At 64.7% G+C, this 13,951-nt stretch carries 16 protein-coding genes, 1 pseudogene and 1 riboswitch; of the genes and pseudogenes, 10 read left to right on the top strand and 7 right to left on the bottom strand.

The features are described from left to right. Positions 1–44 precede the first annotated feature (44 nt). The 3 genes from proS to M3498_01650 all read right to left on the bottom strand — a co-directional run bounded on the left by proS (position 45) and on the right by M3498_01650 (position 2,284). Positions 45–1,490, bottom strand: coding sequence for a proline--tRNA ligase (gene proS / locus M3498_01640; protein ID MDQ3457999.1), 1,446 nt, complete (start codon positions 1,488–1,490; stop codon positions 45–47). A gap of 130 nt (positions 1,491–1,620) precedes the next feature. Further along, positions 1,621–1,941, bottom strand: a complete 321-nt coding sequence (locus M3498_01645) for a hypothetical protein (GenBank protein MDQ3458000.1) — start codon at positions 1,939–1,941, stop codon at positions 1,621–1,623. A gap of 115 nt (positions 1,942–2,056) precedes the next feature. Further along, positions 2,057–2,284, bottom strand: a complete 228-nt coding sequence (locus M3498_01650) for a hypothetical protein (protein ID MDQ3458001.1) — start codon at positions 2,282–2,284, stop codon at positions 2,057–2,059. Positions 2,285–2,614: 330 nt separating this feature from the next. On the opposite strand from M3498_01650, the gene metG reads away from it, so the two are divergent. From metG to M3498_01685, 7 genes are all read left to right on the top strand, one after another. After that, on the top strand, positions 2,615–4,549 hold the full coding sequence (gene metG / locus M3498_01655) for a methionine--tRNA ligase (protein ID MDQ3458002.1): 1,935 nt from the start codon (positions 2,615–2,617) through the stop codon (positions 4,547–4,549). A 109-nt stretch (positions 4,550–4,658) separates the two neighbouring features. Continuing rightward, a complete protein-coding gene (locus tag M3498_01660) occupies positions 4,659–5,138 on the top strand; it encodes a hypothetical protein (protein ID MDQ3458003.1) in 480 nt (159 codons plus the stop codon). 101 nt (positions 5,139–5,239) lie between these two features. Then, a riboswitch (FMN riboswitch) is annotated at positions 5,240–5,407 on the top strand. A gap of 79 nt (positions 5,408–5,486) precedes the next feature. Next, positions 5,487–6,626: a bifunctional diaminohydroxyphosphoribosylaminopyrimidine deaminase/5-amino-6-(5-phosphoribosylamino)uracil reductase RibD gene (gene ribD, locus M3498_01665; GenBank protein MDQ3458004.1), complete on the top strand. Its 1,140-nt coding sequence runs from the start codon at positions 5,487–5,489 to the stop codon at positions 6,624–6,626. Beyond that, positions 6,626–7,279 (top strand): riboflavin synthase, encoded by a 654-nt coding sequence (locus tag M3498_01670; GenBank protein ID MDQ3458005.1) that lies wholly within the window; start codon positions 6,626–6,628, stop codon positions 7,277–7,279. Before ribD ends, M3498_01670 begins: the two co-directional genes overlap by 1 nt. Positions 7,280–7,281: 2 nt before the next feature. Beyond that, complete coding sequence (locus tag M3498_01675) at positions 7,282–8,493, top strand: bifunctional 3,4-dihydroxy-2-butanone-4-phosphate synthase/GTP cyclohydrolase II (protein MDQ3458006.1); 1,212 nt, start codon at positions 7,282–7,284, stop codon at positions 8,491–8,493. A gap of 102 nt (positions 8,494–8,595) precedes the next feature. Continuing rightward, positions 8,596–9,264 carry a metal-dependent hydrolase gene (locus M3498_01680; GenBank protein MDQ3458007.1) on the top strand — a complete coding sequence of 223 codons (669 nt, stop codon included), beginning with the start codon at positions 8,596–8,598 and terminating at the stop codon, positions 9,262–9,264. Positions 9,265–9,266: 2 nt separating this feature from the next. Next, the gene (locus tag M3498_01685) at positions 9,267–10,235 is read left to right on the top strand and encodes a serine/threonine protein kinase (GenBank protein ID MDQ3458008.1); all 969 of its coding nucleotides are present in this window, start codon (positions 9,267–9,269) and stop codon (positions 10,233–10,235) included. An 84-nt stretch (positions 10,236–10,319) separates the two neighbouring features. Here the strand turns inward: M3498_01685 and M3498_01690 are convergent, their stop codons facing one another. The 4 genes from M3498_01690 to M3498_01705 form a co-directional block, all read right to left on the bottom strand. Continuing rightward, on the bottom strand, positions 10,320–11,075 hold the full coding sequence (locus tag M3498_01690; GenBank protein MDQ3458009.1) for a hypothetical protein: 756 nt from the start codon (positions 11,073–11,075) through the stop codon (positions 10,320–10,322). Positions 11,076–11,113: 38 nt separating this feature from the next. Further along, positions 11,114–11,440: a hypothetical protein gene (locus tag M3498_01695; protein ID MDQ3458010.1), complete on the bottom strand. Its 327-nt coding sequence runs from the start codon at positions 11,438–11,440 to the stop codon at positions 11,114–11,116. Between the two features lie 93 nt (positions 11,441–11,533). Continuing rightward, positions 11,534–11,935: a type II toxin-antitoxin system VapC family toxin gene (locus tag M3498_01700; protein MDQ3458011.1), complete on the bottom strand. Its 402-nt coding sequence runs from the start codon at positions 11,933–11,935 to the stop codon at positions 11,534–11,536. After that, positions 11,932–12,240, bottom strand: coding sequence for a hypothetical protein (locus tag M3498_01705; protein ID MDQ3458012.1), 309 nt, complete (start codon positions 12,238–12,240; stop codon positions 11,932–11,934). The genes M3498_01700 and M3498_01705 overlap by 4 nt, the downstream gene beginning before the upstream one ends. A gap of 342 nt (positions 12,241–12,582) precedes the next feature. Here M3498_01705 and M3498_01710 point away from each other — a divergent pair. From M3498_01710 to M3498_01720, 3 genes and pseudogenes are all read left to right on the top strand, one after another. Next, a pseudogene (locus M3498_01710) lies at positions 12,583–12,787 on the top strand (acyl-CoA carboxylase subunit beta). A gap of 17 nt (positions 12,788–12,804) precedes the next feature. Then, a complete protein-coding gene (locus tag M3498_01715) occupies positions 12,805–13,410 on the top strand; it encodes a Uma2 family endonuclease (protein ID MDQ3458013.1) in 606 nt (201 codons plus the stop codon). A 128-nt stretch (positions 13,411–13,538) separates the two neighbouring features. Continuing rightward, positions 13,539–13,763 (top strand): ribbon-helix-helix domain-containing protein, encoded by a 225-nt coding sequence (locus tag M3498_01720; GenBank protein ID MDQ3458014.1) that lies wholly within the window; start codon positions 13,539–13,541, stop codon positions 13,761–13,763. The last annotated feature ends 188 nt before the right edge of the window (positions 13,764–13,951 follow it).

The following is a 13,951-nucleotide window of genomic DNA, read 5'->3' on the forward strand; positions in this document are numbered from 1 at the left end:
GTAGCGGGGCCGCTCGTCGCCTCTTTTCGCGGCTGAGGGTAGGTCTAGTAGGCCCTGGCGAAAATCACCCGCTTGGCGTAGGCACTCTTGCCATCACAGTGGACGCAAGCCTCGCCCGCGTCGGGGCCTGCGAAGGGGATGCAGCGCGGCGTGGCCTTGGTCGCCTCCTGGATGTTGGCCTCGCAGCCCGCGTCGCCGCAGTGGGTGGCGTAGACCCAGCCCGTCTCGACGTGCTTCTTGAAGCTCTCGAAGTCGTCCACGAGGTGGGAGTTGTCGTCGCGGAAAGCCTCTGCGCGCGCGTAAAGCTCCTGGTGGAAGCTCTGAAGCTGCGTCTGCACCGTCTTGGCCACTTCCCTTAGCCCCAGGGTCTGTTTTTCGTCGCCAAGGCGGTTGGCGAGGATGACCTCGCCCTTTGCCGCGTCCCTAGGGCCGATTTCCAGGCGCAGCGGCACGCCCTTCATTTCCCAGTCGTTGAACTTCCAGCCGGGGCTCACGCCCTCACGGTCGTCCACCTCGACGCGGACGGCGAGATCTCTCAGGCTCGAGGCGATCTTGTCCACCTCGGCCATGACCGCTTGCCGTGCCGCCGCATCATCCTTGCGGTAGATGGGCACGATGACGACCTGGTAGGGTGCCAGCTTGGGCGGCAGGATGAGGCCACGATCGTCGCCGTGGGCCATGATGACGGCGCCGATCATGCGTGTGGACAAGCCCCAACTCGTGGTGTGGGCGTAGGCCTGGTCGTTGTTGACGTCGTTAAAGGAGATGTCGAAGGCTCGAGCGAAGTTCTCGCCCATGTAGTGGCTGGTTCCCGACTGGAGCGCCTTGCCGTCCCTCATCATCGCCTCGATGGTGTAGGTGTTCAGCGCGCCGGCGAAGCGCTCGCCCTCGGTCTTCTCGCCCTTGACCACGGGAAGGGCGGCGATGGTCTCAGCGAAATCGGCGTAGATGTTCACCATCTGCATGGTCTCCGCGACGGCCTCGTCGGCGCTGGCGTGGGCGGTGTGGCCCTCCTGCCACAAGAACTCGGTGGTGCGCAAAAAGGGCCGGGTGCGCAGTTCCCAGCGCACCACGTTGCACCACTGGTTATAGAGCAGCGGCAGGTCGCGGTAGCTTTGCACCCACTTGCTGTACATCTCGCCGATGATGGTCTCGCTGGTGGGGCGAATCGCTAACGGCTCCTCGAGCGCCTTGCCGCCCGCGTGGGTGACCACCGCGAGTTCGGGCGAAAAGCCCTCGACGTGCTCTTTCTCGCGCTCGAAAAAGCTCATGGGAATCAGCATGGGAAAGTAGAGGTTGACGTGGCCGGTCGCCTTGAACATGCCGTCTAGGCTCGCCTGGATGTTCTCCCAGAGGGCGTAGCCGTAGGGCCTTATCACCATGCTGCCGCGGACGGGGGAGAGGTCGGCCAGGTCGGCCTGGTAGACGATCTCGTTATACCAGGCGCTGAAGTCTTCGCGCTGCGCGGTCAAGCCTTTTGCTTTTGCCATTTTGCCTCCGAAGGACGGTGGGTCTGGGTCGCGGTATGGCGCTCGCCTCTTGCCGCGCCCTAAGCTCGGCCCGGCAAGGGAGAATACCGTGAAAAGCTTGCGTTAGGAATTGTCCGCGCCCGAGCCGCGCCTAGCGGTCGCGCAGGCTCAAGATGGGCCCGCCGTGACGCGACCGGCCGGGCTGGTACGTGGGCCGGTAAGCGTCGGCCCAGCCTGGTGGCAACCGGATGATGGCGGGCGCGGCGAGGACCGCTTCGATGACCTGACCCCCTTGCGGGGGCAGGAAGCCCAGCGGACGGACCCCATACGGGTAAAGCGAGGCCGCCCGGCCGACGCGCGGAGCCGGGCTCGAGTAGGACGCGCTCGCCACCCGAAGCTCGAAGCGCAACTGCAAGAGCTCGAGCAGCAAGTAGAGGCCGAGGGCCAGAAGGGTTTTGCGAAGGTCCGTCACCACGCTAAGGGTAGCAAAACAGGAAGGAAAAATCATGCCAGCGGTAACGATGATAAAGAAGAAGACCCCAACCGGGGCCTTCAAGGTTTTGCTGGTCTAAAGGTTGTTCGGGCGATCAGTTGCCGGGGGTGGTGGGGGCTGGCGTGACCGGCTCCGTCGCGGGATCGGCGGGCGCCACCGCAGGATCGGCGGGCGCGGGGTCGGCAGGCACCGTCTGCGGCGTGGTGGTGTCAGGCGTGGTGGCCGGGGTGTCGGCGGGACCACAGGCGGCGAGCACGAGGCCCGCGGACAAGAAGGTGGAAGCGAGCATCAGTTTGGAGCGCTTGAAAAGTTCTGGCATCATTGACCTCTTTCGGGTTCCCCGCTAGACTGTGGACTTCCTCATCCCAGCCCTAAGCCTAGCGGTGGAGCATGAGTATGAAAAGTGCTTAACCTTAGTTTAATGAGACTCTCACCGCTTTGCAAGCAGGCTTACAAACTCTTCTTGTGGACGTGTGCCGGACCATTTCCTGCTATACTTCGGGTGATGACGCGGCGAATGATGCAGTCCTGCCCTGGTTCCGGATAGGCTGAAACCTAACCGTCACAGGGCGCTGCAAGCAGGCGCCCTTCTTTTTTGTTTGTCCGACCTTTTTTGACTAACCTGCCTGATGATCTTTCCCGAGGAGGAACCATGAGCGACAGCACGCTAACCCAAGACCCGCCAGAGACCGCTACCCGCTACTACGCAACTACGCCGATCTTTTACGTCAACGCCGAGCCGCATATCGGCCACGCCTACACCACCACCCTGGTCGATGTGGTGACGCGCTTTCACCGGCTAAGGGGCGACGACAGCTACTTTTTGACGGGCACCGACGAGCACGGTGAAAGAATGCAGAGGACGGCGGCGGATCAGGGCATGGACCCTCAGCAGTACACCGACAAGATGGCGGCAAAGTTCCGCGGCATCTGGGACAGCCTCGACATCCGCTACGACGACTTTATCCGCACCACCGAGGAGCGCCATAAGCGGGTCGTCGTGAGAATCCTGCAAGACGTTTATGACAAAGGCGACATTATCTTTGGCGAGTACGGGGGGCTCTACTGCGTCGGCTGTGAGCGCTACTACACGGAAAAAGAGCTGATCGGCGGCAAGTGCCCTCAGCACGACACTGTTCCCGAGTACAGAAGCGAGGAAAATTACTTTTTCCGCATGGAAAAGTACCGCCCCTGGTTGCGCGATTACATCGAAGAGAACCCTGACTTCATCCGCCCGGAGCGCTACCGCAACGAGATCTTGAGCCTCTTGCGCGAGCCCGTCGGCGACCTCTCGATCAGCCGCCCCAGGAGCCGCGTGCCTTGGGGCATCCCCTTACCTTGGGACGAGAACCACGTCACCTATGTCTGGTTCGACGCGCTCATCAACTACTACTCCGCGCTCGAGTCAAAGGACCTCGTGGAGCGCTACTGGCCTCATGTCGAGCACTTTGTCGCCAAGGACATCTTGAGGACCCACGCGCTCTTCTGGCCTACGATGCTCAAGGCAGCGGGAATTCCGCTCTACCAGCACCTCAACGTGCACGGCTACTGGCTCACGGATACGGGCAAGATGAGCAAGTCGCGGGGCAACGTGGTGAGGCCCCTAGCGCTCAAGGACAAGTACGGCAACGACGCCTTTCGTTACTACCTCTTGCGCGACATGACCTTTGGCCTGGACGCGACGTTTAGCGAGGTGGGCCTGGCCGAGCGCATCAACAGCGACCTCGCCAACGACCTCGGCAACCTCTTGAACCGCACGCTCGGCATGCTAAGCAAGTATAGCGACGGGGTGGTGCAAGGGCCGGGCAAACTCGAGCCCGGCGATGAAGCCCTGCGTGACGCCTTTATCCTCCTCCCCGAGCGGGTGACCAAGCTCTTTGATGGGCTCTTGTTCGACCGCGCCATCGAAGCCGTGCTCGAGGCGGTGCGCCGCGCCAACAAGTACATCGCCGAGACTGAGCCCTGGGCACTCGCCAAGGACGAGGCGCAAGCCGAACGCTTAAACACCGTTCTCTACAACTGCGTCGAGGCGCTGCGCTGCGCGGCTGTCCTGCTCTCGCCCGTCATCCCGAACAAGGCCAAGGAATTGCGCGGGCAGTTGGGCCTGAAGGATGAAACCTTTAGGCTGGGCGAGGCCGGAAGCTGGGGCTTGACGCCCGCAGGGACGAAAACCAAGCCCGGCGAGCCGCTCTTTTTGCGCGTCGACCTGGCCGCGCTCAAGGAGGCAACCCAGGAAACGGTGCCGTCTTTGGAGCACAAGGATGAGGTGAGCCTGGACGACTTTGCCAGGCTCGAGCTGCGCGTGGCCGAGGTCTTGGAGGCCCGTCCGCATCCCAAGGCCGACAAGCTCTTGGTGCTCTCGGTCAAGCTGGGCCCGGAGACGCGCACCATCGTCTCGGGCATCAAGGAACACTACCGGGCGGAAGACCTCACCGGCAAAAAGGTCGTCATCGTGGCGAACCTAAAGCCCGTCAAGCTGCGCGGCATCCTCTCTCAAGGGATGATCCTGGCGGCCGAGGACGGCGAAGGCAAGCTGAGCGTGGCGACGTTGGATCGCGACATGGCGAGCGGGAGTGAGGTGCGCTAGCGAGGTGCGCTAGTGAGGTGCGCTAGTGAGGTGCGGCGAGATCGAGATGGTGACGTCCCTTGCAGGAGCGGGAGCGGGCTGACGGTATGGTGAGACCATGAATGGGACTATGAAATGGTTCTCCGGCGCTCTTCTGCTCCTTCTCGGCGCTTGCGCCCTGGCGCCCCTGCGCTTGCCCGTCCAGGACGTGGTGATTCCCGTTCAGGGCAGCCTCGGCAACATCTGCTACGTGGAGGTGAGCGAGCGCCCGCCCGCCAACTTCCGCCGGGTCTCCTACCAGGCGACGGCGACCTTGGTGAGCGAGGCCGCCGCGCCGGTGACGGTGAGGGTCTACGGGCGGAGCAGCGGTCCCGCGCCCGTGTTCTGCCTTCCGCCGGGGGGGGACGAGGTCGCCCTGTCCGAGAGCTACCGCCTCGAGCCCAATGCGCCGCAAGCGATCATCGCGGGCGAGGGCGCGCGGGCCGAGACGCTGGCGGGGCTGGTTCGCGGCGAGCGCTACTGGCTGGGGCTGTCCTTGGAGGGTGAGACGCCGTTCACGGTGAACGAGCTCATCAGGCTCACGGAGGGCGTCATCATCGCCTCGTTTTGAGTCGCCTCGTTTTGAGGCTGTTCCGGTGCGCCCGCCGCGCAGCTTACAAAAGCCCTCCATGAGGCGCGTATACTCGAGCTAGGCGCTTTGCCGCCTGACAACGATTCCTTCGGGGCAGGGTGAAAGTCCCTACCGGCGGTGAAGTTCGGGAAGCAATGCCGAACGCAGTCCGCGAAGCCCGCAGCAAAGCTGCGGCGCCCGATTCGGTGCCTGGCCTGTGGCCGGAAGTCCGAGACCGACGGTTAGAGTCCGGATGAGAGAAGGAGGTGAGCTGGTGCCTTGGCGCGTGCCGGGGCTTCTCAGCATGACAGGTCAATCTATTCATCGGTCTACCAAGAGGAGGGCGCCGTGAGCGGCGCCACGCAGGAGCCCGTCGCCGAGCACGAACGCTACATGTGGCGGGCGCTCGAGCTGGCCGAGCGGGGCCGGGGCAAGGTCGCGCCCAATCCGCTGGTCGGCTGCGTCATCGTCCGCGACGACGAGATCATCGCCGAGGGCTGGCACGAGCGGCCGGGCGAGCCGCACGCCGAGGTCAACGCGCTCAGGAGCCTCGACAACCTCGAGGCGGCGCGCGGGGCCACCGTCTACGTGACCCTCGAGCCCTGCAGCCATCACGGCCGCACCCCCCCTTGCGCCGACGCGCTGATCGCGGCTGGGGTCAGGCGGGTGGTCATCGCCGCCCGGGACCCCGACCCCAGGGTGGACGGCCGGGGCGTCCAGAAGCTCCTTGAGGCGGGCGTCGAGGTGGTTTCCAGCATCCTCACGGAGGAGGCGGAGCGGCAAAACGAGGTCTTTTTCACCGTCCACGCCCGCGGCCGGCCCTTCGTGCTCTACAAGACCGCCATGACCCTGGACGGCAAGATCGCTACCCGCAGCGGTCAGTCGCGCTGGATCACCGGGCCCGAGGCGAGGGCCAAGGTGCAGGACTGGCGCGCTAGGGTGGACGCGGTGGCGGTGGGCGTGACGACGGTGCTCCTGGACGACCCTCTGCTCACCAACCGCAAAGGCGGCCGCAGTCCCCTGAAGGTCCTCTTCGACTCGGTGGCGAGAACGCCCGCGGGGGCGCGCCTCTTTGACGACGACGAGCAGGGCGGGGCGGCCAGGGTCGTCGTCTACGCCACCGAAGGGGCGCCCAAGGCCAGGCTCGAGGGCCTCAGAGCGCGCGGCGCCGAGGTGGTCGTGCTCGCCGGCAGGCACGGCCGTCCCGACCTGGTGGCGGCGCTCACCGACCTCAAGGCGCGCGGCGTCCACACGCTCCTGCTCGAGGGCGGCGGCACCCTGGCCTGGTCGTTCTTCGAGGCGCGGGCGGTGGACAAGGTGGCCTTTTTTATCGGGCCCAAGCTCCTGGGCGGCGGCGGCGCCAGCCCGCTCGGCGGCTTAGGGGTCGAGGCGATGGTCGACGCCATCGAACTGAGCGAGGTGCAGACCGAGAGGGTCGCGGGCGACATCCTCGTCTCCGGCCGGGTGCAGTACCGGGAGGAAGCGTAGTGTTTACGGGCATCGTCGAGGAGGTCGGGCGCATCGCCGCCGTTCGCGAGGAGGGCGGCAACCTACGCCTCGCGCTCAGAGCCGAGCGGGTCCTGGAGGGCATGGAACGAGGCGATTCGGTGGCGGTGGGCGGAGCCTGCCTGACCGTGGTCGCCCACGACGAGGCACGCTTCGAGGTCGAGCTCTCCCGGGAGACGGTCGCCAAGACGGCGCCGCGCTGGCGGGTGGGCGAGAGCGTCAACCTCGAGCGCGCCGTGAGCGCTTCCGGGCGCTTCGGCGGCCACGTCGTCACCGGCCACATAGGGGGCGTGGGCGAGGTCGTAGACGTCCGGGGCGAGCCGGGCGCCTCCGTCGTCATCGTGCGGGCGCCGGGCGCCATGAGCCGCTACCTCATTCCCAAGGGCAGCATCACCGTGGACGGCGTCAGCCTGACGGTGGTGGACGTGGGCGGCCCGGCCGGGTCAAGGGAGGACTGGCCCGCCGAGCGCTTCAGCCTCTGGCTCATCCCGCACACCCTGGCGGTGACCACCCTCGGTGAACTCGAGCCCGGCTCCCAGGTCAACCTCGAGGCCGACGTGCTGGCCAAATACGTCGAGCGCCTCACGCTGATGAAGGCGCAGGAAAGGGCAGCCCCCGAGCTGCGAGGGAGTTGAGCGTGTCACCGAAAAACCCCAAGCTGGCCTCGATCGAGGAGATTTTAGACGACTTGCGTCAGGGCAAGCCGGTCATCATCGTCGACGACGAGGACCGCGAGAACGAAGGCGACCTTATAATCCCTGCCGAAAGGGTCACGCCGGAAAACATCGCCTTCACCATCCGCTACACCGGCGGGGTCATCTGCCTGGCGATGACCAACGCCCTGGCCGACCACCTCGAGCTGCCGCCCATGGTCGCCAAGAACACCGCCCGCAGGAGCACCGCCTACACGGTGTCCATCGAGGCCGTCGAGGGTGTCGACACCGGCATCTCGGCCAAGGACCGCGCCACCACCATCTTGACCACGGTCAGGGACGGCGTGAGCGCGGCCGACCTGGCCCGGCCCGGCCACGTCTTTCCCCTACGGGCCAAGGACGGCGGCGTGCTCAGGCGGGCGGGCCACACCGAGGCGGCGGTGGACCTGGCGCGCTTGGCGGGCTTCAAGCCCGTCGGCGCCATCAGCGAGCTCATGCACGACGACGGCACCATGATGCGGCTGCCGGCGATTTTGGAGTTCGCTAGCGCGCACGACCTCAAGGTGGGCACCACCGCCGACCTGATCGCCTACCGGCTCGGGCGCGACGGCTTCGTCAAGCACGTCGCCTCGGCCACCTTGCCGACCCCCTGGGCCGAGTTCACCGTCCACGGCTACAAAGACGAGCTCTCCGGCAACGAGCACGTCGCCGTGTCCCTGGGCGAGGTCGGCGACGGCAGGCCGGTCTTGGTGCGGATGCACTCGGAGTGCCTGACGGGCGACGCGCTCCATTCGCTACGCTGCGACTGCGGCTTTCAGCGCGACGCCGCCCTCAAGATGATCGCCGACGAGGGCCGGGGGCTGCTGGTCTACTTGCGGCAGGAGGGGCGCGGCATCGGCCTTTTGAACAAGATCAAGGCCTACGCGCTGCAAGACGCTGGCGCCGACACCGTCGAGGCCAACGAGCAGCTCGGCTTCGCGCCCGACCTGCGCGACTACGGTGTGGGCGCGCAGATCCTCTTGCACCAGGGCGTGAGAGAGCTCAGGCTGCTGACCAACAACCCGCGCAAGGTGGCCGGCTTGGAGGGCTACGGCATCGAGATCGTCGAGACGGTGCCCATTCGCGTCGGCAAGAACCCCTACAACGAGAAGTACCTGGCGACAAAGGCGAGCAAGCTCGGCCACCTGATGGAATGAAACGAGGGCTGGGTCCAAACGCCGCCACTCAGCCCTTTCCGCGTTTGTTATGATGGTGCTCATCTTGATGGTGTTCTTCTTGGAGGTGACAGCGTGACCTTTATGTTCCTGGGCCAGTCCGGCTTTCACGTGCGGATCGGCGAGCACGAGCTGTTGATCGATCCCTTTCTGACCGGCAACCCTGTCGGGGCGGCTGCGGAGAGCGACTTTTCGCCCTCCTATATCGTCCTCACCCACGCCCACGGCGACCATTACGGCGACACCGAGACGATCGCCAAGAGAAGCGGCTGCGTGGTGATCTCGAGCCCCGAGGTGATCTCCTACCTGGGCAAAGGGGGCGTCGAGGGCCACCCCATGAACATCGGCGGCGGCCATGACTTTCCCTTCGGCCGCCTCTCCTCCACCCCCGCCTGGCACTCCAACTCCCTGCCCGACGGCTCTTACGCGGGCATGCCTAGCGGTATCGTCATCGAGGCCGAGGGCAAGCGCGTCTACCACGCGGGCGACACCGCGCTCTTTTCCGACATGGCGCTGATCGGCCAAAAGGGCCTGGACCTGGCCTTCTTGCCCATCGGCGACAACTTCACGATGGGGCCGGCCGACGCCGTGGAGGCGGTCAAGCTCCTGCGGCCCAAGCGGGTCGTGCCGATTCACTACAACACCTTTGACTTGATCAAGCAGGACGCGCGGGCCTTTGCGGACGCCGTGGAGAGCCAGGTGCCGGGGACGCGTTGCGAGGTTTTGGAGCCGGGGGAGAGCCTCGAGCTCTAGGCGTGCCCACGGTTTCCGCGCCGCCAAACTACCGCTTGGAGCGCCTGCTCGGCTCGGGCCAGACCTCGCGCGTCTACCTCGCAGGGCACGAGCGCTACGGCTCGCTCGCCCTCAAGCTCCTGCGCCAGGACGTGCGCCAGGACCCGGTGTTAACCCGCATGTTCGAGAACGAGGTGCAGCTCACCCTGGGGCTCTCGCACCAGAGCGTCATCGCTGCCTACGACGGCTTTCCGACGGGACCTGAGGCTTACCTGGCGCTCGAGTACTGCCCCGGCGGCACCCTCGATCAGGTCTTGAAGAGCGGCGCGCCCCTCAGCCCCCCGCAGGCCTACAGGCTCATCTTGGAGGTGGGGCGCGGGCTCGAGCACTGCCACGAGCGGCGCGTCCTGCACCGCGACGTCAAGCCCTCGAACATCTTCCTCACCGCGACGGGTGAGAGCAAGCTGGGCGACTTCGGCACCGGCATCTATCTCACCAGCCGCGATCAGGACCGGGTCGGTACCGCCTTCTATATGGCGCCCGAGATCTTCCGGGGCGAGGGCGCCTCGGTGCGGAGCGACGTCTACAGCCTGGGCGTCGTGGCCTTCGAGCTGCTCGCCGGGGAGCGGCCCTTTACCGGCACGAGCTACGATGAGCTGATGCTCGCGCACAGTTCCAGCCTGCCCAAGAACCTCGCGCACCTGAGGCCCGAGGTGAATAGGGAGGTCGCCCGGGTGGTCGCCCGCGCCATGTCGCGCGACCCGGACAGGCGCTTCGACAGCGCCAGGGCCTTCGGTGCAGCCTTCGGTGCAGCCTTCAGGGCAGCCTTCGTCCAGGCCGTCGGCCTCGAGCCTGAGCCGTCCCCGTCCGCGGAGGAGCATGTCGTCGGCCGGGCGGGTCGCGGCTCACCTCGCGCCTCGCAGCCACAGCCGCAGGCGCGCGAAAAGGAAAAACGTGGCCTGGCGCGCTGGTTTGGCCGCAAAAAGCGTTAGCCCCTCATCCGGGCCTAAGCCTCAGTGGGCAAACGCAATCTTGCTCGAGCCCCACCCCTAGGCAGGGCTCGAGGCCAAATTTCCCTACCTGACCCAGCTCAAGCGGACTTCCTGCGTGACCGGCTCCGAGCCGGTTACGGTCACGGTAGCCGCGCCGTTCCTAAAGTCGCCGCTCACCGTCGCCGTCCAGGGCGTCATTCCGTCGCAGGACACCGTGATGCTCTCGCTGCCGGTGACTTCGGTGGTCGTCCTGCCCTGCTTCTGCGTTTGGCTGAGCGCGATATCCAAAGTGATGTCGGTCGGAGCCGAGCAGCTGACCTCACCGCTCACGGTGGCCGCTCCGGTCGCCCGGCTGACGGTGCCCCTCGAGGTGACGCTCACGGTAACGGGCTCGAGCTCAGGGTCGGGCGCGCGCTCGAAGGCGCCGATGTCGCAGCCCTCGCCCTGGGGCCGGGTGACGCCACGCTGGTCTTTACTCTGCTCGCAAGCCGAGGTGGGAACTGCGTCTATGGCGATGCTGCTAGAGAGGAGCGCGTGCGTAAGGGTAGGGCCGCCGTTGTTCGCCAATGAACCAAGGTTGAGTGCTGCGGCTGTGACGTTCGTCTGGTCGCCTGTTTGGTTAAATTCCTGCGAGAAGTCCACGTTGTCGCCCGCCGCGCCGACGAGGTTGTAGCCGAGGCTGTTGAAGCGGTTGATGGTTGCGAAGGCGCTCACGTCGTTAGCGGTAGTGCCGTCAAGCAGCGTGTTGCCGACGATGCTGCTGCCTTTAACGTCGGTGCGGGTAATACCATTGTTGGTTGACCTAACCCCGCCCCCATTGGACGCGCGGTTATCGGTCATGGTGGTAAAGAAAACGCGGGTGAGACCGCCGAAATTAGCTATCCCCCGCCGCGATCGCTCGCCGTATTGCCAGAAATGGTGCTGTTAAGGATGGTGGTTGAGTTGGTGGTGAGGTTGCTGGCGGTAATCGAGAGAATCCCCCCACCATTACTCGCCGTGTTCCCCGAGATGGTGCTGTCTTTGACGGTTAAGGTGCCCTGGCTATAGATGCCGCCGCCCTCTGAACCGCTGTTTCCCGAGAGGGTGCTGTCTTTGATGGTCAGCAGCGTGCCCAGATTCAAGATGCCGCCGCCAAAGCCACTAAAGTTTCCACCAAACCCGTTCCCGTTCGTGATGCTCAGGTTGCGAAGCTCGAATGCCAACAAGTGTCGGCCACATCCGGCGTATCAATAAGGTGCTCGGCCTCTACGTCCCTTGCAGCGCTTTGTTGGGCGGGGCTTCGCAGGCAAGATAGCTGGTCAGGGCAAGATAGAGCGAACCTCGAGTCCTGCAACGTCGCGAAAATCTTCAGGGTCGTGGGTGATGAGCGGCAGACCATGCCGGAGTGCCGTTGCAGCGATCCAGGCGTCTTGAGGCGCGACGGTTTTGCCGCTCGCACGCTGCCGGGCACGGAGTGTGCCCCACCTGCGACATAGCGCTGCGTCGCTCGGAATGACCAGGTAGCGGGAAAGGGTCTGCTCGAGGCTAGCGACTCGCTTATCCCCCCAGTGACGTATGGCAGCCCATTCGTAAAGTTCAGCGACCGTCATGAACGAAAGAGCGAGGCGATGTCCTTGCAAGAAGGGGGCATAGTCACGAGCGCGCGTGTCACCCTTAAACACGAACGAGACGACGTTCGTGTCCAGCAAGACGGTGCTCATGCAGCCGACATGCGCTCGCTTCGCCTTCTCTTGGCAATAAACCGGTTGAACTCATCTGCCGACTCGTCCTCCGGCCAGAAGTCGACGGCCAGGCTACGAACATCCGTCACCACCTGGACCTTCTGTTGTTCGATGAGCGCCTCGAGCGAGGAGGACGCCCAAAAAACCGCTGCTTCTTTCTCAAGCGGATGAGGCTCTACCTTGTGAGAAAGAACCTCGTGAGAAAGAACCTCGAGAAGTTTGCGTTTCTCCTCGGGCGAGAGGGCGTGAGCGGCTTGCAGGATGTCCTGGAGCTGCTGTGTCATAAGGGCCTCCTATTGCCCAACCGCTTGCTTCCTGAGTCATTTTAACGCTGCTGCGACAGGAAGGGAGCTGTTACCACTATGGGCATGGCTCGAGCTTACCCCGTTACGCTGCTCCAACTCCGCTAAACGGGCGGAGAAAAGGGCTCGAGCCCCACCCCAAGCCAAGCGGCTAAGGAGCAGGGCTCGAGCCCGGTCGCTTACTTGTTGAACTTGAAGCTGGCGACGTGCTCCGTGCCGTCCGTCAGCTTCAGCGTCAACACGCGGCATATTCCCCACGCCTTGGCGATCTTCCAGACGTAGCTGTAAGTGCCTGTAGCAGCGTCGTAGGAGAGGCTGCTCGAGCCCGACGACGAGGAGCTTCAGGCGCTTTACGAATCGGAAGGCGGGCTACGACCGAGTCCTGGACATCCGTTACGCCGCCGCGCGGCTCTGGGTGGATGAGGTCATCCTGCCCCATCAGACGCGCTACCGGCTCATCCGGGCGCGCGCGGTTTGCGCCAACAAGCCAGAACTGGAAGCGTTCAAAGTGGGCGTGTTCCAGGTCTGAGCGTGTAGACTGTCAGTGTGGCGGACGTGGCTGAACAAAGAACCGAGACCCTCACCTTCGAGGCGTTCCTGGCGTTGGGGACGCCCGTTCACGCCGAGTGGGTGGATGGTAAGCTCATCGCGATGAGCCCGCCGACAAGCCGTCATCAGGAACTGGTCATTTTTTTGGCGTCCAGCCTCAGAATGTTCGCGGAGGCGCACGACCTGGGCACGGTCATCGCCGCCCCTTTCTTGATGCGCCTGGAGCCCCGCCCTTCGGGCCGCGAACCCGACGTGCTGTTCGTGGCGGCGGCCAACCTGGAGCGGCTCACAGAGAAGTATCTCGACGGCCCCGCCGACTTGGTCATAGAAATCATCAGCCCGGAGAGCCGCGCCCGCGACCGGGGCGAGAAGTTCTACGAGTACGAGGCGGCGCGCATCCCCGAATACTGGCTGCTCGACCCGGAGCGCAAGCAGGCCGAGTTTTACCGGCTCGACGAAAACGGCATCTATCAGCCCGCTCTGCCCGCAGAGGGCGTGTACGAGAGCCGCGCGCTGCCGGGGCTCGAGCTGCAAGTCTCCTGGCTGTGGCAGGAGCCCTTGCCCAAGCTGCTCAGTGTGCTCAAGGCGTGGAAGCTTGTCTGACCTTGCGGGGCGGACAGCCTGCGTTACTTTCATCGTTTCCTCCAAGCCGGTGGCTTGAGATTGGGGCTTGGGCGAATTCCGTTGTCGCCTCTTGTATGACCTAGTAGGATAATAGGTATGATATCGGTATGAGGCATACCATCTACCTCCCCGACGACCTCGAGCGGCAGCTCAGGGAGCACTTGGCGGCGCGCCCTGACGCGACCCTCTCGAGCCTGGTGCAGGAGGCGCTGCGGGCGCACCTGGCAGGGAAGCGGAACCTGGGAGCGCTGCTGGAGCTGGCCGGAGCCGTGACGGGCGTCGGCGTGGACGCCCGCGACCGGGCCGAGGACGCCGGTACATGCTGTCAATAGTAGTTTGCAAATCTGTCTTTCGTGGCATACACTATCGCCATGAACACGATATGGAAGCTCAAAGAGTTTATGAAGGCGCACCGGATCAAGCCGGGTGAACTTGCCCGCAGCACCCATGGACAGCTTTCGCGCGCGGGGGTATACGGTCTCCTGCGCAATGAGCGCCCCCAAAGTGTCCACTTCGAGAC

It is taken from the genome of Deinococcota bacterium, assembly GCA_030858465.1.
Classification (GTDB): domain Bacteria; phylum Deinococcota; class Deinococci; order Deinococcales; family Trueperaceae; genus JALZLY01.

Bases quoted from the DNA above. Each gene is read 5' to 3' on its own strand.
- proS (MDQ3457999.1), bottom strand. From the start codon at position 1,490: ATGGCAAAAGCAAAAGGCTTGACCGCGCAGCGCGAAGACTTCAGCGCC.
- M3498_01705 (MDQ3458012.1), bottom strand. From the start codon at position 12,240: ATGACACAGCAGCTCCAGGACATCCTGCAAGCCGCTCACGCCCTCTCG.
- M3498_01650 (MDQ3458001.1), bottom strand. From the start codon at position 2,284: ATGATGCCAGAACTTTTCAAGCGCTCCAAACTGATGCTCGCTTCCACC.
- M3498_01700 (MDQ3458011.1), bottom strand. From the start codon at position 11,935: ATGAGCACCGTCTTGCTGGACACGAACGTCGTCTCGTTCGTGTTTAAG.
- M3498_01680 (MDQ3458007.1), top strand. From the start codon at position 8,596: ATGTTCCTGGGCCAGTCCGGCTTTCACGTGCGGATCGGCGAGCACGAG.
- metG (MDQ3458002.1), top strand. From the start codon at position 2,615: ATGAGCGACAGCACGCTAACCCAAGACCCGCCAGAGACCGCTACCCGC.
- M3498_01720 (MDQ3458014.1), top strand. From the start codon at position 13,539: ATGAGGCATACCATCTACCTCCCCGACGACCTCGAGCGGCAGCTCAGG.
- M3498_01660 (MDQ3458003.1), top strand. From the start codon at position 4,659: ATGAAATGGTTCTCCGGCGCTCTTCTGCTCCTTCTCGGCGCTTGCGCC.
- M3498_01690 (MDQ3458009.1), bottom strand. From the start codon at position 11,075: ATGACCGATAACCGCGCGTCCAATGGGGGCGGGGTTAGGTCAACCAAC.